The sequence below is a fragment of the Siphonobacter sp. SORGH_AS_0500 genome (assembly GCF_031453245.1).
GTDB lineage: Bacteria > Bacteroidota > Bacteroidia > Cytophagales > Spirosomataceae > Siphonobacter.
On sequence record NZ_JAVIYT010000001.1, the window covers coordinates 3,495,570 to 3,516,947 of the forward strand.

Below are 21,378 nucleotides of genomic sequence, written 5' to 3' on the forward strand. Positions count from 1 at the left end.
AAAAGAAAAGGCTCCTGGTTTCCCAAGAGCCTTTCTAATACCTAACAACCAGTAACTAGAACTTATACGTTACACCGATCCGCGAATTGCGGCCAGGCTCTGCCTGCCAGTAGTAATAAGTTCCATAAGCCGCACCCGTATACAAGTACGTATCCAGAACGTTGAAGACGTTAGCGGTTACGTTAAAGCGATCATTTTCCCAATAGATACCGCCGTCAAGCTTGAAATAATTAGGTAATTCTCCATAACTCGTAGCTGACCAGTTCCAAGTAGTACGATCTCCCTGATAATTGAAGCCCGCGGAGAAACCCGTGCCCTTCAGTACACCTTTCTGAATTTTGTAGGTTACCCACGCATTGGCGTTGTGTTTGGCATACCCTGGAATCTTATCACCCACTTTCGCGTCCGACGTTTCTTTCGTCACTTTTGAATCCGTTAAAGCATAATTAGCAATCAGGCTTAAACCGGGAGCAATCTCACCACGTAAGTCAAACTCAATGCCTTGGGTCTGCGTTTGTCCTAACTGTAACACAAAGTTTTGACCAGCCGCATTGCTTGGATCGGGCGAAAGTTGGTTGTTTTTCAGGATGCGATAAATCGCCAGCGTTGTATTCCACTTACCACCAAACCAGTCACGTTTAAAACCTACTTCAAGGTTATTACCTGAAATGGGTTTGATGCGGCCTCCACTACGGAGAATACCCGTTTGAGGAAGGAATGTCTGATCATACAATGCGTAAACGCTTGTATTCTTATCAATAGATCCACTCAGACCAAATCGGGGTGTTACTTTCTTATCAGACGTGATGGTATTGTACTGGTTGTCTTTCGCATAAGTAAAGCGACCCGCAATGGTCAGGCGTAAACGATTTTCGAAGAATCCTAACTCGTCCTGTAAGTACAGCCCCGTATAGCTCTGAGAAAGCGTTCCGTAAATTCCCGCCCGTTCAGCCAGAGGTTTTGAACGATCAAAATTTGGATATCCATTCGCAGGCGAACCGTAAGTAGGACGGTAGATATTAAAAGATTTCGATGTATCCAGGTTATGAGACTGATTCCAGTCGGCCAGGTATTGTTTGCTACCCAAGTCCAGACCAGCCAGAATGCGGTGGTGAACTTTTCCGGTTTGTTCTTCACCATTCAGGAATAACTGACCGAATTTGGAAACATTAGAAGCATCCCAAAGACTAACGCTACGGATGATATTACCAGCGGCATCAGGTTCGCCTACTCCATAAGCAGGCCACATTGAGCTACCCTTCTGCATATAATTGAAATAGGCTACCTGAGCAGTTAATTTCCAACGATCATTCAGCTGATGCTGAAGATTGACTGTCAAGTTATGATCATCAATGTTGGTAGGTTCCAACCCAGGATCAGATAGTGTAAAGTTGCGGGGTAATACCGCATAGCCGTCTTTCGCAAATACATAGTAACTACCTACGTTTGACATTTTGGCGTGCTGGTACACGTACTCTGTAGTCAAAGTAGTTTTGTCATCAAGTTTATAGGTAATAACGGGGGCAATGCTGAAACGGTTGTTATACTCGTAAGGACGGAAGGAGTTTTTAGTCTGACCCATGACGTTAAAACGGTACAGCACTTTATCCGAGAATTTTCCATCCAGATCCAGCGAGGTCCGGTAAAAATCATAACTGCCCAAGAGCAGGCTCGCTTCGCCTTTAGTTACCCCGGTGGGACGTTTGGTTACCACGTTGTACATACCGGCAGGCTCGCCGTTTGACATCATAAATCCCGCAGGACCTTTCACAAATTCAATGTGATCCACAAAGCTCATGTCTTCGGTTAAAGGTCCCCAGGTAGACGTAATGTTCATGCCATTCCGAAATGCCGAAGCCCGTGAGCCACGCATGTTTACCCGAGCATAGGTATCTCCCCAGTGTTCCAGACGAGTGGCCCCGCTGACGTTACGGATCAACCCGTCGCTTAGGCTTGTAATTTGCTGAATACCTAATACTTTACCCGTAATCACCTGAATGTTCTGAGGAGCTTCCAGAATAGGTTCACTGATGCGTAAGGTCGAAGAAACCTGATTGCTATGGTAAGGATTCTGAGCCGAACGGACCACTACTTCCTGAAGTTCATTAGATGATTCATGAAGCATGAAAGAAACAGTAGTCGTTTCATTTTCAAGCACTTCAATAGCCTGTTCCTGGGATTTCAATCCAACGAAACTAGCCACAAGAGTATACTTCCCAGCCCGTACTTTGGGAATAGTGAAATTACCCTGCTCATCCGTCATGGCACCAATGGCCCGACCTTTCAGGCTTACTGTAACACTAAAAGCGGGTTTGTTATCGGAGGTAAGTACCTGTCCGGTAATTTTGCCATTCTGAGCGAAGGCACAGATGCTCAATAGAAGAAGAAAGCTAGTGTGTAGAAACCTCACGGCCATATTTTTAAATATTGGGAAACAAACATAGAATGGCCGCAAATCTAAGTCTATTTAGATTAATTAAAAATAAATTATTTCTTTTTTTAATCTTATCTTAAGGATTGGTTTTCCTGAACTTTTTGATCACATTATCCACGATTCCATTAATCTCTGGAGAAATACGTAAGCCTACCACCAGAGAAGCAAAAACGACGGTAGTCACCGTTCCGCGAAGAGCGATGTTAATTACCTGGGTAAGAAAAGATTCACCAAAATCAGGAATGGCCCAGGTAATGAGATAGGTTACCAAACCAATGCCAAACGCTCCCAGTGTTTGGTGCGTGAAGGGTAATATTTTAAATTTCCAATAAACAAAAGCCGCCCGCATGGTGCTGTAAATCAGAATAGTAATGGTAGTAGCCATCGCGGAGCCATTGATACCGAAACGAGGTATTAGCAGATGGTTCGTCCAGATGGTTAAGCCCCCTAAAATCAGTACGAAAACCGTTGAAACGCGGTAATACTGGGAATAACCCATAATCTCGCTACTCATCCCTCCCGCCATGTCCAGCAGGCGAGTAATCAGGAATAGAAAAACGACCGTTGTCCCCGAAGCAAATTCGGCTCCTTTGGGTAAAATCTTGAAGAGATCATCAATGTTTGACCAGATACCAATGAATAGAAAAAGTCCCGCAAGTAACTGGTGCAGAGCCACTTTCTGGTGCATTTGCTGAACGGTTTCATACTTCTTCTCCCGCAGCGACTGAGCTACTAATGGAATCGCAATCTGCGTTAATGATTTTTTGGGAATCTCAATGAGCGAGGCAATGAGGGTGGCCGTAGCAAAAATTCCGGCCCAACTCTGGCCTTTATAGGAACCAATTAATAGAATATCCAGGTAGGTACAAAGGGTCGTTCCGATGGCTCCTATTGAGGCAACAAAGCCGAATCTCATCATCTCACCGATCACCGGGTTTACCAGTTTCCAGGAAATGGGGGCCAGATAGAGCTTGCCCATGTATCGCAGGTAAATCAGCAAACCAATGCCTACAAAAGCATTGGAAAATACAAACAACTGCACGAACTGATCGAGCGTCACAAGCTTGAATCCATACAGCAGAATCACCGCCATATTGGCCAGTTTCAGTCCTACTTCGCGTAAAAAAGCAGGGATGGCAATGCGTTGCAAATTGCGACAGTACGCCTCCAGAATACCCTGTAACAGGTTAAAGCCCGTCAGCCAAATCAACAGGTAATAGTACCTCACTAACTCCGGCGATTGGTCTTCGTAGAAATCAGTAAACCAGGGCTTGGCAGCCAGGAATACCGCGATAAAGACCACGAAATAAAAGGCGGCATACCCCAGCAGAAAGGTTAGGAAACCGTTATGCTTTAATTCTTCATTTCGGAAATGACTGAAGAATCGATCGGCGATGGCTGGGCCGCCGAAGGTGAAAATGCCGTAAAGTAATAAACTGAAACTCAATAATGAACGAGTCAATCCGATTTCCTGGGTTTCCAGAAAATACAGGGCAACAACCATCTGATTGAGCGTGCCAATCACAACGCCCAGATAGGTTACCCCCGTGGCTTTCAAACTCTGCCGAATAACTATTCCCAAGGTATAATGCTGTTTATTTTTTTATTTGATTATAGGGTGTTTGAGTTTTGTTTGATGTATGAAAGTTTGAGAGTTTGAATGTTTGATTAGCCATCTGCGGGGAATGTATAAAATTTCCGATTTGCTCTTTCGGATCTGTAATCCGAAAGCCATCTGTAAGGGATTTATAATCCCCAAACCACCCTTTCCCCCGGATGAAATCCGGGGCTATCCAGCCCGGGGCTATTCATATTCAACCCCTCCGGGGTTGATTTCTTCCTCAAACCTTTCAAACCCTAATCAAACATTCAAACTCTCTATCTACTTCAAACCATCTTTCCCATGCTGAATGCTTTCATCCGAAAAGCCTTTCAGGTACGCCAGCGTTTGTCGGTATTTAATCCATTCCGTTTTTCTGGGGTTTTTACTGGAAATCAAGGCCTGCATGAAGCGAAACGTTGATTTCACTCCGAAAGCCATCACCCGCCAATATCCCACAGAAAAAGGTTTTACTCCCATCATCCAGGCCCTGGCAGCTCCGCTGGCGTGACTGCGTTGCATTCGGTACGGCACCTGCCAGTTTCGGGCGGGTGTCCAGTGTTGAATGCGGGCCGCTGGTTCAAACCAGAAAATTCGGTCGGCCTCGGCCTGATGATCTTTATAAATTCGGAAAAACAAATCGGTTTCTTCTCCCATACGGGGCATGTGATCGCCCCCACCCCCTAGTTCTTCCTGAAAACCTCTGTATTTTTCAAGTAAGCTTCTGGCAATTCCCATGTTACCCCCGGCAAAACCAAACGGAGCCCGATGAGCCGGAATGTAACCCGCTTTTTCTCCCCAACTCCGTAACTCAAATTCGGGAATGAACCATTTGGGAGGCGTTTCGGCGTACCAGGGTTCTACCAGTCCCCCCACGGCCAGGGGCTGTGGCTGTTGTCGCAAAGCTCCTAACAGGGCCATCGCCCATTGGGGATCTACCCGAATATCATCATCCAGATAAGCCACAAAGGTGCCTTTGGCTTCCCGCCAACCCCGGTTTCGGGCAATGCTACGACCGGGTTTACCTTCAAAAAAATAATGAATATGCGGATACTTTTCCGTAAAGATTCGAACGACTTCGGAGGTATTATCTTTGGAGTTATTATCAATGACTATAATCTCAAACTGACTGGTATCCAGGGTCTGTTTTGTTAAATCTTCCAAAGCCAGGCCAATCAGGTCGGCCCGGTTATAGGTACAGATGACGACCGAAAGGGGTAACTCATTCATGTAAATCCTTTCGTTTGAGTTTCAGGATACGATACTTTACGAACATGACCAGTTTGATATAGCGATGACGCATGCCGTACTTCCAGGAACTTCGGATAACCGCTTCGGTGCCCTTCGGTAATGGACCCACATAACCCGCTTTTCTAATTTCATCCACTGATTTGACCTTCAGTCGCCAGCACCAGTAACCGTACGCTCCGGCATAGGGTTCTCGACGGAGGTCAATACCAAATTTTTCGGCTACCGTAAAGTATTCAAACAGTAATAAGTTCTTGTTTTTGGTAACCGAAGCGGTGACCTGCTTTTCATGAATGGCGACTCCCACTAACGCTTCAGGGATGTAAGCCGCCACCGGACAGTATCGCAGACAACGCACGTAAAAGTCTACATCAACGAGCCATTTCAGTTGAGAATCAAAGAAAATCCCCGTTGATTTTCGGAACATAACGGTACTAGGCACCCCAACAAAATCTGCCGTAATTAATACTTCCGGCTCGGTTTTAAGTTGCTCTAACTGCTTTTCTGAAGGTCGATTGAGGCGAATGCGTTCATCGGTTTCCAACCGGCGAATATCCGTATTGGCGAAAGCAAAAACGGCTTCCGGCTGATCGTCGAGAGCTTTTACGAATAAAGCCAGACTATCGGGACGTAGTAACCAGTCGTCGTGGTGATGAACGAGGACATACTCGCCCTGAGCTAGCCGCAGCCCCGCATTCCAGTTTTCGGGCGTTCCCAGCGAAGGTCGGTGCGACTGGTAGGTAATGGGTAATCGATCCTGCCAGCGTTCCGCCAGTTTCCGAACGGAATCATCGGGGGTGTCATCCGTCAGGATTAGTTCAAAATCGCGAAACGTTTGTGTTTCCAGTGCCCGCAGTGCTTTTTCCAGCAAGTCAGGTTCTTTATACGCAGGAATACAAACCGAAAGTTTCGGCATAAATCAGGGACTTTTTTGACCACGAAGGTAAGGCCACTTCGGTAGTTTTCTGTTTCCGGTTTTCAGTTTTCAATGGAGCGATTGTGGTTTAGAGGGTTACGTTTTGAGTTTTGAGTTTCAGATTTTGAGTTTTTGACCTATTCCGTCTTGCTGTTATTTACTAGTAATCAGTCAGTTACCTGCTTCATCTACCCTTCTATTTTCGTTCAGTATTCATTAACCCTCCATCATTTTCAAGAACGAAATCGAAAGTAATCCTGATGAAGTGGTTATTTTACATGAATTTTGCAGTCAAAAGTCAGTTTGGATTTTCGGTAATAAACTGAAAACTACTCACTGTCAACAGTCAACTCAAAAAATGGCATTAACCTTTCTATCAAAAGTTGTCCCCGAATCCTGGATTCCTTACCTGAAGTTTGTTCGGGCTCCGTGGAATTTTCACCTGCTCCAGAAAGACAAGTTTCACTACGCCACGGACAAGCTTTATACCGAAGTCAATACAGAATTTAAGCAAGACCCTCGTTTCGCCAGAGCTTACCAGTGGGTTACCAAACTCGGCGGTTCGCTGGTGCCTAAAAACGGCATGGAATGGCGAATTTACATGCTTTGCTGGGCGGCAGATCAGGTTAAAAACCTCCCCGGCGACTTTGTGGCCTGCGGCGTATTCAGCGGTTTCTGCGACCGGGCCATTATGGAATACATCGACTTCCAGAAAACAGATAAGCGGTATTACCTGATGGATACCTTTCAGGGCCTGGACCCACGGTACAGTTCTGATTACGAAATCAAGCGAAACCATACGATGGGTTACGAGAAAAGTCAGAATTTATACGAGCAGGTCAAGCAGACTTTTCAGGGTTTCAACGTTCGTATTATCAAAGGAGCTATTCCAGATACCTTACCCCAGGCCGACACCGAGCAGATCTGCTTTCTATCCATTGATATGAATGCTGTCGTTCCTGAAGTCGCAGCACTGGAATATTTCTGGCCCAAACTGGTCAAAGGAGCCGTGGTTATTTTCGATGATTACGGATTCCCCACCTGCGAAGCCCAGAAACACGGCCACGACGCTTTCGCCCAAAAGGTAGGTCACACCATTTTCACCTCCCCCACGGGACAGGGTATTTTGATTAAACAATTTTAATACAGTTTTCAGTGGTTAGTTTACAGTTTTCAGTTAGGATAAAATTTAAGCTAACGGCAAACTGAAAACTGAAGACTGGAAACTGGAAACTATCATGTTTGCACCGATTGCTTTGTTTTGTTACAATCGTCCGGAACACCTCCGACAAACGGTTCGAAGTTTGCTTCGCTGTCCTGAATCGGAGTTTAGTCCTTTGTATATTTTTTCGGACGGCCCTCGAACGGCGGAAGATGAGGAAAAGGTAAAGGCCGTTCGGGAATTTGCCCAAAGCATTCGAGGGTTTGGAAGTATTGAACTGGATTTCAGTGAAAACAATCGAGGGCTGGCCGCTTCGATCATTCGGGGCGTTACGCAAGTCTTGACCATGCATGATAAAATCATCGTGATGGAAGACGATCTGCTCTGCACCCGGGACTACCTGCGATTCATGAACGAATCGCTGCAATATTACCGGAATGACGTAAGAGTCTTTTCTGTTTCGGGTTACCTCTATCCCATTACCATTCCCGACGAATATCCGCACGAGGTGTTATTACTCGCACGGGGCTGTTCATACGGCTGGGGGACCTGGCCCGATCGCTGGCAAAAGGTAGACTGGGAGGTAAAGGACTTCCCGGAATTCATGAAGAACAAACCCGCTCAACGGGAATTCATGCGGGGCGGGGAAGATTTGTTACCCATGCTGAAGAAGCAGCAAGTGGGCGATCTGAATTCCTGGGCCATCCGCTGGACCTACGCTCATTACAAACATCAGGCGTATAACCTGCACCCACGATTTTCAAAACTGGAGAGTACAGGTATGGACGGCTCAGGCACCAATTTTGGGAAAGGAACGCACCGCTGGGATGTGCAACGCGTGGAACGATTAACCCGCCTGACCAAGGCCGTTTCTCCCGACGAAGCCATTCATAAAAACCTTCGCCGGCACTTCCGCCTCAGCCTGATTCGAAAGCTTATTAATCGATTTAAATACGGAATTTGATTAGTTTTCAGTTTCCTGTTTACCGTTTTCAGTTACTCTTTCATTAGATATGAGCGTTTGTCCAATTTGAAAACTACCCACTGAAAACTACGAGAGTTATGCCTACATCCGTTACGCTTTTTAGTACTTCTGATAACATGGGCGGAGCTTCTATGGGAGCTCTCCGTCTGCAGCAGGCCTTGAGTCGGTATACTCCTTTATTTTCCCAAATTCTAGTCCAGCAAAAACAGACTTCCAGCGAAGCAGTAGTAGCGTATGATGACTCCTGGTGGGGAAAGAAAAAGGCCCTGACCCGCTTTGCGGGCGAGCGATTATATCTGAAAGCATACGAAAAATCTAAAGAGCAGCACTGGGCTTTCGACCCGGCCTTATTCGGAGAAGATGTAACCGATCATCCATTTGTGCAAAAAGCTCATATTCTGCATTTGCACTGGATTAATCACGGTTTTCTTTCTACCAAATCATTTCAGAAACTAGCTAATTTAAAGAAACCTATCGTCTGGACGATGCATGACATGTGGCCCTTCACGGGCGGTTGTCATCACAGCGGCGACTGTGATCATTACCAGGTAGCGTGTGGCAATTGTAAATTTTTACGGTATCCTTCCGAAATCGACTTGTCCCACGAAATTTGGGAACGTAAGAAGAAAGTGATGGACCCGGCTGCGTTAACGATGGTAGCCTGTAGCGACTGGCTCGCTAATCGGGCTCGTCAAAGCAGTTTACTGAAAGACCATACCGTAGTCAGCATTCCGAACCCCATTGATACGGACGTTTTCAAACCGATTGACAAAAAAGAAGCTCGCTGGAAATTGAACGTCCCGCAACATAAACATCTCATTCTCTTCGCAGCCATGCGGGTGGATGCTCCGATGAAGGGCTTTTCTTACTTTAAGGAAGCTCTGGAAAAAATGGCGGCCCTGTACCCGGAAACGAAAGATCAGGTTGAGTTATTAATCTTTGGACAAACGCAGGGATTACCTGCTCTGCCCTATCGGTCGCATCATCTCGGTCGCCTGTCCGATCCTGAGCGTATTGCCCGGGCCTATTCGGCAGCTTCCGTTTTCGTGATTCCTTCGCTGGAAGAAAACCTGCCTTATACCATCATGGAGGCCATGTCTTGCGGCACCCCTTCGGTAGGTTTTCGCATTGGTGGCATTCCAGAGTTAATTGATGATGGCATTAACGGAGCTCTGGCTGACTATCGTTCTTCCGATGATCTCATGCGGGCGATGCATCAGACCCTTTACGCCCCCAACGCGAAACAACTTCAGCAAAACGCCCGAACCAAGGTACTGGAAAATTACGCGGAACCTGTCATTGCCCGGCGTTATGAAGACTTATATAAACATCTAAAAATGTAGAGACGCGACTTCATCGCGTCTGGCTGGGGAATGGAGATCATTGGAATGGGGACCTAAACAGTCTCTACCCAGACGCGATTGATCGCGTCTCTACTTTATTTCGTCCAGCCGTTGATTACTGAGATAACGGCCAACTGAAAATTACCATGTCCTTTTATAATCAACGTTTAGTCCATTTTCAGGAAGAATTAACGAATCTGAATCGTCGTTATAACCTCGTTGGAACCTTTCGATTTTTAACAGTTCTATTAGCAGGATTTATCATTTACCTGACGCAAACATCCACCGAAGGCTGGATCTGGTTTTTACTCATTATTCCCCTAGGGCTGTTTCGTTACTTGATGAGTCTGCACGAAAAACTGTCCAGTCAAATGGCCATTACCCAAAGACTCATCCAGATTAATCAAAATGAAATTGATTATTTAACTGGAGGGAAACTTCCCTTCGCAAATGGCATTCAACACCAGCAAGTCTCGCATCCCTACGCTTTTGACCTGGATTTATTCGGAGAAAAATCGCTCTATCAACACCTGAACCGAACCGCCACTTCCATTGGACAGGAAGCTTTAGCTCAACAATTATTAAACCGACTACCAGACCATAAAATTAACGCCCGACAAAGGGCTATTCAGGAGTTGGCAGGCTGTGCGGAGTGGCGACAGGAGTTTTACGCTCTGGCTCAAATTGGTCAGGATACTTCGGAAGAATACCGGGCTATTCTGGACTGGGCTGAGCGAAAAAGTCCGCCCGTCAAACCCATTTTTAGAGTTTTGGCTTTTGCGGTTCCTGCCTTATTAGTCATTTGCCTGCTCTTTTTCGTATTAACCTGGGACACTGATTTATTAACCCTCGCCGGAATTGTAGGAGTTATTAACCTATTCCTGGTTTCCAGAAACTTAAAACAGATTCAATCGGAAACCGTTGATTCGGAACGCATCGGCATTATTATAAAAAAATACAGTACGCTCATTCAATCCATTGAAAAACAAGATTTTAAAAGCGAAGAATTACAAGCCTTAAAACAGATTTACCAATCCCAAAATCAGGCGGCCAGTTTGAGCGTTCGACAACTTTCTTCGTTATTAGCGGCCATGAATGGTATTAATCATGCCTTAGCTGCAATTATTACTAATGGTTTCTACCAATCTCACGTTCATACCCTGCATCAGTTATTAAACTGGAAAGCCAAACACGCCGCTTCGATCAAAGACTGGCTAGCTACTTTAGGTACTTTCGAAACCCTGAACAGCTTTGCCAATTTCGCCTATAATAATCCCGATTTTGCCTACCCGACCCTAAGCCAATCCGGCGAAGTTTCATTCAAAAGCCTGGCTCACCCTTTGTTACGTCGGGAGAAACGGGTGGCTAATGACGTAACTTTTCATCCGCAATTCATTATCCTTACGGGTTCGAATATGTCAGGAAAAAGTACGTTTTTACGGACGCTCGGAATCAATCTTTTGTTAACCAATGTAGGCTCCTGCGTATGTGCAACGGCAGCTACCGTTCAGCCCATGGATATTCTGGTTTCCATGCGATTAAGTGATTCGCTGGCGGATAGTGAATCTTATTTTTTCGCCGAAGTAAAGCGTTTGAAAGAGATCATCACTACTCTGAATGAAAAGGTATGTTTTGTCTTACTGGACGAAATTTTCCGGGGAACGAATTCCGACGATAAACGCAGCGGAACGATTGAAGTAATTAAAAAACTGATCGAAAAACGAGCGATTGGCGTCATTGCTACGCACGATCTGGAAGTCTGTGATATTACTGCCGATTATCCCGAAATGCTGAGCAACAAGTGCTTCGAAGCCGAGATTATTAACGATGAACTTTTCTTCAGTTATCAATTACTAGAAGGCATCTGCCAAAACCGAAGTGCGACGTTCCTGATGCGAAAGATGGGCGTTATTTAGTGCCGTTTGTAAACGTTTGATTTCTTGTTTGAGTAGGTTTTCTACTATCTGTTATACGGTAGAGACGCGATTTCATCGCGTCTGGGTAGAGGCTGCTTTAGTTAGGATTTTCCCTGCCATGGCTGGTGTCTCACCAGCCATTTGTACGCAAACAGTGGTTGGTGAGACACCAACCACGGCATAAAAGGCTGATTTGGTTACGGTTCAAATGACCTTCATTCCCCGGCCAGACGCGATAAAGTCGCGTCTCTACCTTTTCAAACCCTGATAAACCATTTCAGAAATCGTTGCCATCGTTTGAATGGCATTTTCGCGGGTATCCCAATCCCGGGAGAGTAAGACGATTACATATGAACGACCGTCGGTGAGATAGACAATGCCCGAGTCGTGGTAAATGTTGGTGATAGAGCCGGTTTTGTGAGCAACCTTCGTTCCAGCAGGGAGTTTAGCAGGAATAATATCGTTGAATTTCTGATCCAGTAGAATCTGAATCATGGCCTTTGAAGACTCTTTATTAACTGCTTTCCCTTTGGCTATCTTCTCGAATAACTCTGCTAAATCATAAGCCGTCACTTCATTATTCAGTCCTTTCTGATACGCCTTCTGATCTTCCACCCCACGTCTGATCTGACTATTCTTTGCTCCTAATTGATGAAAAGTTTTGGTAACCTTTTCCGCACCAACCAGATCAATAATAATATTTGTAGCCAGGTTACTACTTACGATAATCATCTGATATATCAGATCATAAATCGACTTTTTCTGACCTACTTCGGTATATAACTTCTGTTCGCTATCCGTTTCGGGAGTTAAGCGGTACGTACTTCCATCTACGATACTCTTAAATTCATTCTTTACCAGAATGGAATCCCTCACAGCAAACTTACCGGCTGCTGCTTGCTTGTATACTTCCACCATCACTGGCGTTTTCATGGTACTGGCCGCGTGGAACAACTCGTGTTCATTGAGATACACGGTCTGCTTCGATTGCAAATTTTTAAAAGCAACCGCATAGGTTCCTTTTTTATCAGCGAGGTACTGCGTAATCTGATCTTTTAAGGTCATTTGCTGGGCGGAACTGATCAGCGGAAAAAGAAGGCAAAAGAACCATTTCATAGCATTTGGGAAAGAAGCATGTTTTTGCCAAGTTACGCTTGGATACGTTAGGAATCAATAGCGTTACTTGATTCGGTCCATTAGTTCAGGCGTAATTCCAACAGCGGAAAAACCACCGTCGTGGTACAGATTCTGCATGGTAACCGAACGCGTCAAATCCGAGAAAAGCGTAACGATATAATCGGCACAGGCTTCTGCGGAAGCGTTACCTAACGGTGACAGGTGTTCAGCGTATGCAAAGAACGCATCGAAGTCTCCTACACCCGTTCCCGCAGTAGTTTTGGTCGGCGATTGCGAAACCGTATTCACCCGAACTTTTCTAAGTTTCCCGTATCGGTAGCCATAACTTCGGGCGATGCTTTCGAGCATGGCCTTAGCCTGCGACATGTCCGTGTATTCAGGAAAAGATCGTTGGGCAGCGATATAACTCAGGGCTACAACCGAGCCGTATTCGGCAATAGCATCCTGTTTTTCAGCCGTTTGAAGGAGTTTATGAAAAGATAATGCCGAAATATCCAGCGTCTTCAGAAACCAGTCGTAATTCAAATCTCCGTAAGGACGGCCTTTGCGAATATTGGGACTCATCCCGATGGAATGAAGCACAAAATCGACCTTCCCTCCCAACACCCTTTGCGATTCGCTCCAGAGGTTTTCCAGATCGTTTACGTTGGTAGCATCCGCAGCGATAATCGGAGCCTGGCAAGCCTCCGATAACCTTGGCAGATCGCCTACTCGCAGAGCAACGGGAGCATTCGTCAACACCAATGTGGCTCCTTCTTCGTAACATTTCAACGCTACTTTCCAGGCGATAGAATATTCATCTAAGGCTCCAGAAATAATTCCTCGTTTTCCTTTTAATAAACCGTAAGCCATTCGTTTTTTGTGACGGAGTGAAGGGCCAAAGTAACTGAAAGATTAGCGGTCTTTGCTAAGTGAGGGCTGCTTTTCCCATTCGTTCCAATAAATACTCATTCATTTACCAGAATCTAATCCTCATGAAACGTATGCACACCTTATTACCCGAGATCAGACCAGCCGTATCGAATGACCTTTTTTCGATTTTATTACTGTATAAAGATGCTTTGCAGGACGATAAAATTTTGTCGGAAGCAGAGGCTATGCACATTTTCAAAACCATGCAGACCTACCCTTCTTATACTATATACGTGGCTTTGGTACAGGGGAGAATCATCGGAACGTTTGCCTTACTCATCATGGAAAATCTGGGTCATAACGGAGCCAAATCAGCCGTTATTGAAGATGTGGCCGTAGGTTCAGAATTTCAGGGACAGGGCATTGGCAAACGCATGATGCAGTTTGCCATGGAGAAATGTCGGGAAGAAAAGTGCTATAAAGTGAGTCTTTCCAGCAACCTTATTCGCGAAAAAACCCATGCTTTTTACGAATCGCTGGGATTTCGAAAGCATGGGTTTAGCTTCTGGGTTGACCTTTAATGATCAGTGAAATACCTCTTTTCCCATCGATGATTTTTCACCGATTTGCCGAAGCTGATTTGAGGTTAACGTACTGCCATCATGCGACCAGCCGGGTGGAGCAAAGATGTAGTTGAATTTATCCTTCCAGTCCAGTCCGGGTTTGCTCAGGTCTTCGGCGAGGTGTCGCCATTCATCAAAAGCAACGTCCGTAAATTTCTGGCTGGGCAGGGGTTTGGTTAATCCAAAATACGTTGGATCGTTAGGATCTTCTTCGGCATACGTTCCGAAGATTTTATCCCAGATAATGAGCACCTGACCCATGTTTTTGTCGAGGTAATTCACATTGGAGGCGTGATGTACGCGGTGATGCGATGGGGTTACCATGAATTTTTCCAGGAAGCCAAGCTTTCCTACCGTTTCGGTATGCAGAAAAAACTGATAGGTCTGATTTACTGCATAGATGAACATGATATGCAGGGCATCAAAACCCAGCAAAGCCGCCGGGACATAAAACAAGTACCGGTAAAGGGGTTGAAACATTGACGAACGCAGGGCTACCGTCAGGTTATACCGTTCGGCGGAATGGTGCGTAGAATGCACCGCCCACAAGACGCGGCAGTAATGTTCGGCCCGGTGTAACCAGTAAAAGCAAAAGTCCTGAGCAAAGAAAACGCCTGCCCAGGCCGCCAGGGGATGCTGCTGCCAGAAATCCCAAAGTGGAGAAAACCGGGCCAGCCCATCAAGCACAAAAAAGGTAAGCCCTTTCATGAGCACGTCCATGAGCAAACCGCCCAGGCCCAGCAGCAGACTATTACGGGTTTCCTTGAAATTATACAATCCAAGGCGTTCGCGATGCGAGATGTAAAGCTCCAGTACAATAAAAATAATGTACACTGGAGTAGTGATGAAGGTAAATATACGTTCCATGGCAATCAAGGTGTTACTCTAAGCACCTTGCAAAAATGCAACAAATCGTTTTTATTTTTCCTTCAAAATATTAAAACGGAATTAGAATTAAGAACGACGCCCGCTTTCTATTTCCGTTTTAATGCAACTTGACTATATCCTGAATCCTTACTTGCGTTTGGCTTTCGCAGGAGTTAAATCCATGATTTCTACCTTCCTGAAGTCAATAGGCTGCCCTTCGCTTTGCAGAGCGATAAAACCCGAACTCAAGATTTTACCATCTATTTTCTGCTTGGGATCATATCGATTAGCTACGTCGCCGCCAATCTGGGGCTTGGAATACTCCAAAACGACTTTCCCATTGATGATGTGCTGAATTAACGAGTCTCCAAGTACAATCAACTCCGCCCGAACCCACTCATCTTTACCATAGGTCTTAGAGTCAGAATCGATGCAGTGGCGGGTATCCAGCTTGCCTTTGTAGACAATGTTAGTTCCGGGCGAACACATATTACCCGTAGGACGGGCTTTGCCGTCACCTAAGCCTGCAAGAAATTGCATTTCAATGGAAATGGGCCAGTCCTGCTCTTTGGGCATGGTTCGGGGGTCCTGCGAATGGAACATCACTCCACTGTTTAATTCCGTATACGAGGGAGCATCCTTCCGCCAGGGATCAACAAAACGGTACTCAACCACCAGATGGTAATGCGAGAATGGCGTCTTGTAATACAGGTGACCATACTGTTCGTTGAATTTGTCGTACTGATCGTAACGAACTTTGATCACCCCATCTTCCACCCGAAAGGTATTCCCGTAATTCACCCCCACATCGTGATGGTGAATCTTTACGATCCAGTCCTTAATGTCTTTGCCATTGAACAGAGGAACCCATTTTTTCTGCTGAGCCTGCGTGGGTTGTAGGGCAAGCAGAAGGAATAAACCAACTAGAAAACGCTTCATTTACTGGGGATTAAGAGGTAAAAAGGAGTATTTAAAACAGAAAAGTCGTTAGATTTTAATCGCTTTCAGAGCATAAACCAGCGGAATTTTTCCTTCATAAGGCTGAATCTGAAACTTTCCGGGTTCTACTTCAACGGTTTCAGAGAAGCAGTTATAAGGGGAATAATCAAACTCTTCAAAAGACTGAATTTGCAGCCCATGCCTCAGCAGGTTTCCCATCACTTCCGATAAGGAATGATTCCAGCCCACAGTTTCGGTGGTAATGGGAGCTTCGGGATCGGCATAAGTGCCGGAAATGACTTCCTCGATGGCTTCTTTATTGAAGTAAGAATATTGCAGGTAACGAAAGTTCTCATTGAACATCCAGACAACGGGATGAAATTCAACAAAAACGAGCTTGCCGCCGGGTTTTAAATGTCGGGCAATGACCTCAGCCCAACGATCCATATCAGGTAACCAGCCAATGACACCATAACTGGTAAAAACTACATCAAATTGCTGATTAAGCCGCAAATCGTACACATCAGAACAGATGAATTCGGCATTGAGCAGGTTCATTTGAACAGCCAGCGACTGAGCCGAATAAATGGCTATATCTGATAAATCTACGCCCGTAACCCAGGCTCCCATGCGGGCTAAGGAGAGCGAATCCTGTCCGAAATGACACTGTAGATGCAAAATACTCTGGTCCTGAACGTCGCCTAAAAGATCAAGTTCAATGGATTTTAGCGAGGAGGCTCCCTTCAAAAAACCTTCTAAATCGTAAAAATCAGACTTCAGATGATACAGGGTTCGCTGGTTCCAGCTATTTCGGTTTTTCTCCAGATAATCCATTGGAATCGGTCATTTGAAAAATCAAGTTAGGAAAAAACTGGATAAAGCAGCTCTTCAGATGTATTAAGTAGTTAATAGTTTAGGGTGGTCCATTGATCGACTGATGTTCAGTATTTTTCAACTGAACCATCTATTATTAACTAATGACAAGTACTTACCTCTTTTTTTAGCGATTCCTATACCCATAAAAAATTCCCGAAAGCCTTGAGCCTTCGGGAAATAAAGCGTAAGTATTATTCTGATAATCAAGCAAAAAGAGGCACCCGAACTTTATACCTTTTAGCGGTTAACGTACCGCTGGCTCTTTCATAATCCCGTTGTACAACGATTCCGGCGGATTGAGCACCCGAGAAATCGTATCCCGTTTTAGACTCCAGTAAGGTCGCATCCAGCGTCTTGCTGGTTTCACGCAGCACTCCTTCCGAAGTCAGTTTTTGCTGGAACTGTTGGTTCAGTAATGCTTCGTCAGACCATAAGGCAGAAGCAGCGTTTTTAGGAATCCCGGGCATCAAACGCGGCACGGAAGACGTTCCTTCCACCACTCGGGTGGAGTTATGCAGGTGCGTCACCGTTCCGTCATTATCAACGGTCACCATCACAAGTCCATGATTCGCATTTACGCTATCCAGACCATTGGCTGTCTGACGAAAAACTACCGTTGTATCCGAGACAAAGGGCTCTTCCAGCCGACCACTTCCTTCCCGCGTACCGGCCTGCATCATCGTAGGTCGAAGACTGTCAAATTTCAGTGTAATCCCCTCCCGCTCAAAGTTTAAGTCCTTGATCCATTTTTGGGCAATCGTTATGGCTCTGTCTTTTGCTATGGCTCTGGTATTTCCCAGATTTGCGGTGGCTAGGGTCGCCTGAAAACGGCCTTCCTCGTCCACCAGCAATCGGCCTTTCCCATTCAGAACGGCTAAACTACCATCCTTGAGAAAACCCATATTTTCTACTTCTTTTCGGGAAAAGCCTAGTTCCGAAGCCAGTGCTGCGACTCTTTTTTCATCAAACTGACGGGCTCCCAATAGTAATACCTCCAATTGCGTCGGCTTCTGTAATTCAGCCATCATCGGAAAGGGCTGGGTAAAGCCTCCGGTCCAACTCCAGGCCCACCAGTTTCGGGCCACAGCCGACCATTGAAACAAACGTTCCGTGTTCAGACGCTGGAGGGCTTCCTGCTGATTACTGCCCGAAGTGGCAACCGTTGCAATCTGGTTATGAGCGATGGCCCAGGAAGCATTAATCCAGGCATTTCGGAAGGTTTGTCCTGCATTGTAATTTTTACCAAAGTTTTTCCCGTAATCTGCGTGATCGTAACTGTTGGTATGAAACCCAAAAATCATCCGCAACCCCTGATTGGTGGGACTATCCCAGGTACTCCAGGGAGCCAGGTGATTCGGATTGTCGGGAACTACATCGGGCACCTTCAGGGACTGGCAGGTAGACCAGAATAAATATTTAGCCGTTTCATTCCCCACCCGCATCCGGGTAGAGGCCGCCTCATTCCGATTGTCCCACGTGCCACCCATCGGCACAAAGTAGTTACCATTGCTGAAATCCATCCCGCCATGTCCCGAATGATAGAAGATCAATACTGCATCCTGACCATACGTATCCTGCCAGTTATCAAAGGTTTCCTCATAGGCCCAAACGTTGACACCCCCATCTTGATACCAGAAATTTCCCCGATTCCAGGTGCCTAACCAGTCCAGAAAACCTCTGGCGTCGGCGTGGGTGCGAGTAAGATTGGCATTTTGAACGCCGCTGGCATCCACATATTGCGGAAAAATCTGGATGCTGTTCGCTCCATATACATCATCAGAACCGCCCAGGTTGAGGCTCTGGAAATGCTCGGCCAAGGGGGTAGGTAATTGCATTCTAACTAATTTCATTGAAGTCGGTCTTAAAGGTTGAATCTTTGGTTAAACCCCATGCTTTTGTTTCTGCATCAAGGGTCAGTCAAAGTTCGCTGCCCTCCTCCGACTGATCAATCCCTTATTTAGGTGATCACCGAGCCGTGGTCTAGTCTTTTTCGGGCCTTCTTACGTTCACTTCGTTACCGCTCCGACAAAAGCCCGAAGGTTTGCCGGAGTAATATGCTTTCTACATTGTTCTCTTTTGAGAAAATACTACTTTTGACATTATGACCTGGCGTATACCCCACGGCAGGCCCATCCAATCAATTTCGACCACAGTATGCAAAGAGTTTATTTAAGTGATTCTGGCCCGAAGGTTTCCGAAGCGATTTACGGATTCTGGCGTTGGGAAGACCAGGGAAATGAAACCCTCAAAACGATGGAGCAGGTCGTAAACCTGTGTCTGGAGTTAGGTATTAATACATTCGATCACGCGGACCGCTACGGTAACTATACCAGCGAGGAATACTTCGGTAAGATTATTCAGCAAAAATCGGTTAAACGCGAAGACCTCGTTTTGTTTAGTAAATGTGGCATTCGCCGTTCCAATCGTGGTTTTTCATATTTCGATAACTCTCGGGATTACATCATAGAAAGCGTAGAGAACTCGCTTCGCCGCCTGAAAACAGATTACCTCGATATTTTCCTGCTGGATCAGTTGGATCGCTTAGGCCATCCTGAAGAAACCGCCCGTTTATTAATGGAACTGGCGAAATCTGGCAAAATCAAGCATATTGGGGTCAGTAACTTCACGGTTTTTCAGCATCAGTTACTGGAATCAAACCTGAAACGTCCCATTGTGACGAATCACATTGAACTCAGTCTCTCGAACACTTCAGCCATCGAAGACGGACGGCTGGATTTCATCAAACAACGTTTCAGTAAACCACTGGTTTGGGCTCCGCTGGCGGGTGGGGAAATCCTGAACGGAACGGATCATAAATCGGCAGTATTACGGGCGAAACTGGAAGAAATTGGTCGGAAATACGACGCCAACATCGAGCAAATAGCCGTAGCCTGGTTGTATCAACTGGGAACGCTGCCCATTATTGGCTCACTATCCGAAGCCCGGATTCGTAATGCCGTAAGTGCCTCGGCTATCAAGCTTTCGCACGAAGACTGGTATGAGCTTTACAACACAACGCTGTTGAAATAACTATTCCGGTGGCTCAGGGTAACCTGGCCACCTTTTTTGTGCCCATTGCTTTTTAAAATCATCTATACCGCCGACATTTTAATCCCTAGATTCTACGGTTTCTATCCTTAAACCTTTCTTCTCTTTCCCTTACTATGAAACCCTATTCCCTCATTTTATTTGATTATGACGGTACCCTTTGCGACTCACGTGAGGCTATTTTAGCGACGTTTGAGCGTACATTCCAATACTACCAGGAGCCTATTCCCCCGCTGGAAAAATTACATCAGGTGGTAAGTCACGGACTCATTATGCCCGAAGCTTTCAAAGTTTTAAAGCCAGAATTAACCCCTGAGGGCATTACGGAGTGGGTCAAATCTTACCGGGATCTTTACGATCAGAATGCGTATCATTTAGTGAAGCCTTTTCCGGGAGCCAAAGCGTTATTAATGAACTTAAAAGCACGCGGAAAAACTTTATTGGTGATGAGTAATAAGGGCATTCGTTCCATCGAAATGTCGCTGGATTATCTGGGCTTTACGCCCTACATTACCCTTTCGCTGGGAGATGGTAGTCCTTTGTTGGCCGGACTGGATAAAAAGCCTAATCCCATTAGTTATACGAAGGTCATTCAGCCTGCTTTTGCCCATACTACCTCCGCTCAGACGTTGATGGTAGGCGATACGACGATGGACATTCAATATGCTCATAACTGCGAAATTGATTCCTGCTGGGCTGCTTACGGATTTGGTTCTGCCGAGGCCATTCGCCCGCTAAAACCCACGTACGAAGTGAACGCATTGAGTGAACTGGAGAAGATTATTGAGTAATCCAAAAGCGTCGATCGGTTCATTACCTGCGTCAAGTAACGACTAAAACAGTCCAAATGGTCTTCTAAATGCTGATTTCCAGCCTTAAAGACAGTCGTCGATCGCCCAGCAAAATCTTATCATTACAGATCGACGATTTTTAAAGCTTATTTCTGAGAGAATAACCTCTTTTACTTAGCTTGGAAGGCTGTTTTTTGAGTAGCTTACGGATGGGTTGTAATCGTACCTAGTTGGAATTGAAATAAAAATGAAGTTATTAAGACCTTTAGTCACTCTGGGTTGTAATCGTACCTAGTTGGAATTGAAATTGGCCAAACAACGCGGGATTTCGCCTTTGTATAAGGTTGTAATCGTACCTAGTTGGAATTGAAATTGCCCCGAAAGCCACACCGCCCGTATTCAGAGGTGAGTTGTAATCGTACCTGATTGGAATTGAAATGGTTAAGCGTAAATCCCCTTGTTCGAGCCGTCCCGCGTTGTAATCGTACCTGATTGGAATTGAAATGAGGGGTGCGGTGGGTCGTGCGGCGGGTGGTCGTGCGTTGTAATCGTACCTGATTGGAATTAAAATTTAGGGTTCACCATTCACAAGCCCTCACTACCATTGTTGTAATCGCACCATTTGGAATTGAAATAATAAC

17 protein-coding genes and 1 CRISPR repeat array are annotated in these 21,378 nt (G+C 45.6%); of the genes, 7 read left to right on the top strand and 10 right to left on the bottom strand.

The annotated features are described in order from the left end of the window. Positions 1-55: 55 nt before the first annotated feature. From QE357_RS15030 to QE357_RS15045, 4 genes are all read right to left on the bottom strand, one after another. Positions 56-2,416, bottom strand: coding sequence for a TonB-dependent siderophore receptor (locus QE357_RS15030; RefSeq protein WP_309709010.1), 2,361 nt, complete (start codon positions 2,414-2,416; stop codon positions 56-58). Between the two features lie 94 nt (positions 2,417-2,510). Continuing rightward, positions 2,511-4,016, bottom strand: a complete 1,506-nt coding sequence (locus tag QE357_RS15035; protein WP_309709012.1) for an oligosaccharide flippase family protein — start codon at positions 4,014-4,016, stop codon at positions 2,511-2,513. Between the two features lie 300 nt (positions 4,017-4,316). Further along, positions 4,317-5,264 carry a glycosyltransferase family 2 protein gene (locus QE357_RS15040; RefSeq protein ID WP_309709014.1) on the bottom strand — a complete coding sequence of 316 codons (948 nt, stop codon included), beginning with the start codon at positions 5,262-5,264 and terminating at the stop codon, positions 4,317-4,319. After that, positions 5,257-6,198 carry a glycosyltransferase family 2 protein gene (locus tag QE357_RS15045; RefSeq protein WP_309709017.1) on the bottom strand — a complete coding sequence of 314 codons (942 nt, stop codon included), beginning with the start codon at positions 6,196-6,198 and terminating at the stop codon, positions 5,257-5,259. The genes QE357_RS15040 and QE357_RS15045 overlap by 8 nt, the downstream gene beginning before the upstream one ends. A gap of 358 nt (positions 6,199-6,556) precedes the next feature. Here QE357_RS15045 and QE357_RS15050 point away from each other — a divergent pair, with 358 nt between their 5' ends. The 4 genes from QE357_RS15050 (at position 6,557) to QE357_RS15065 (ending at position 11,604) form a co-directional block, all read left to right on the top strand. Next, positions 6,557-7,342 (top strand): TylF/MycF/NovP-related O-methyltransferase, encoded by a 786-nt coding sequence (locus QE357_RS15050; protein ID WP_309709021.1) that lies wholly within the window; start codon positions 6,557-6,559, stop codon positions 7,340-7,342. A 94-nt stretch (positions 7,343-7,436) separates the two neighbouring features. Next, a complete protein-coding gene (locus tag QE357_RS15055) occupies positions 7,437-8,324 on the top strand; it encodes a glycosyltransferase (RefSeq protein WP_307140809.1) in 888 nt (295 codons plus the stop codon). Positions 8,325-8,422: 98 nt separating this feature from the next. Beyond that, positions 8,423-9,688 (top strand): glycosyltransferase family 4 protein, encoded by a 1,266-nt coding sequence (locus QE357_RS15060; protein WP_309709024.1) that lies wholly within the window; start codon positions 8,423-8,425, stop codon positions 9,686-9,688. A 146-nt stretch (positions 9,689-9,834) separates the two neighbouring features. Continuing rightward, positions 9,835-11,604: a MutS-related protein gene (locus QE357_RS15065; RefSeq protein WP_309709027.1), complete on the top strand. Its 1,770-nt coding sequence runs from the start codon at positions 9,835-9,837 to the stop codon at positions 11,602-11,604. A 249-nt stretch (positions 11,605-11,853) separates the two neighbouring features. On the opposite strand, the gene QE357_RS15070 is transcribed toward QE357_RS15065, so the two are convergent. Continuing rightward, positions 11,854-12,720, bottom strand: coding sequence for a serine hydrolase (locus tag QE357_RS15070; protein WP_309709030.1), 867 nt, complete (start codon positions 12,718-12,720; stop codon positions 11,854-11,856). 63 nt (positions 12,721-12,783) lie between these two features. Further along, complete coding sequence (locus QE357_RS15075) at positions 12,784-13,593, bottom strand: SDR family oxidoreductase (protein WP_309709033.1); 810 nt, start codon at positions 13,591-13,593, stop codon at positions 12,784-12,786. 122 nt (positions 13,594-13,715) lie between these two features. Here QE357_RS15075 and QE357_RS15080 point away from each other — a divergent pair, with 122 nt between their 5' ends. Next, positions 13,716-14,174: a GNAT family N-acetyltransferase gene (locus tag QE357_RS15080; RefSeq protein WP_309709036.1), complete on the top strand. Its 459-nt coding sequence runs from the start codon at positions 13,716-13,718 to the stop codon at positions 14,172-14,174. A 3-nt stretch (positions 14,175-14,177) separates the two neighbouring features. Here QE357_RS15080 and QE357_RS15085 read toward each other — a convergent pair whose 3' ends face one another. The 4 genes from QE357_RS15085 to QE357_RS15100 form a co-directional block, all read right to left on the bottom strand. Then, entirely contained in the window at positions 14,178-15,083 is a 906-nt protein-coding gene (locus tag QE357_RS15085; protein ID WP_106637577.1) for a sterol desaturase family protein, read from the bottom strand. Positions 15,084-15,230: 147 nt separating this feature from the next. After that, positions 15,231-16,022, bottom strand: a complete 792-nt coding sequence (locus QE357_RS15090) for a DUF1080 domain-containing protein (protein WP_307140816.1) — start codon at positions 16,020-16,022, stop codon at positions 15,231-15,233. Positions 16,023-16,070: 48 nt separating this feature from the next. Next, positions 16,071-16,856, bottom strand: coding sequence for a class I SAM-dependent methyltransferase (locus QE357_RS15095; protein WP_309709043.1), 786 nt, complete (start codon positions 16,854-16,856; stop codon positions 16,071-16,073). A gap of 245 nt (positions 16,857-17,101) precedes the next feature. After that, positions 17,102-18,748 (bottom strand): DUF6345 domain-containing protein, encoded by a 1,647-nt coding sequence (locus QE357_RS15100; protein ID WP_309709046.1) that lies wholly within the window; start codon positions 18,746-18,748, stop codon positions 17,102-17,104. A 304-nt stretch (positions 18,749-19,052) separates the two neighbouring features. Between QE357_RS15100 and QE357_RS15105 the strand changes: the two genes are divergently transcribed. Both QE357_RS15105 and QE357_RS15110 read left to right on the top strand, forming a co-directional pair. Beyond that, positions 19,053-19,928: an aldo/keto reductase family oxidoreductase gene (locus tag QE357_RS15105; RefSeq protein ID WP_106637573.1), complete on the top strand. Its 876-nt coding sequence runs from the start codon at positions 19,053-19,055 to the stop codon at positions 19,926-19,928. A 134-nt stretch (positions 19,929-20,062) separates the two neighbouring features. Further along, positions 20,063-20,737, top strand: a complete 675-nt coding sequence (locus tag QE357_RS15110; protein ID WP_309709050.1) for an HAD family hydrolase — start codon at positions 20,063-20,065, stop codon at positions 20,735-20,737. Between the two features lie 213 nt (positions 20,738-20,950). Next, positions 20,951-21,309: a CRISPR direct-repeat array (repeat unit 31 nt; unit sequence GTTGTAATCGTACCTGATTGGAATTGAAATG). Positions 21,310-21,378 lie beyond the last annotated feature (69 nt).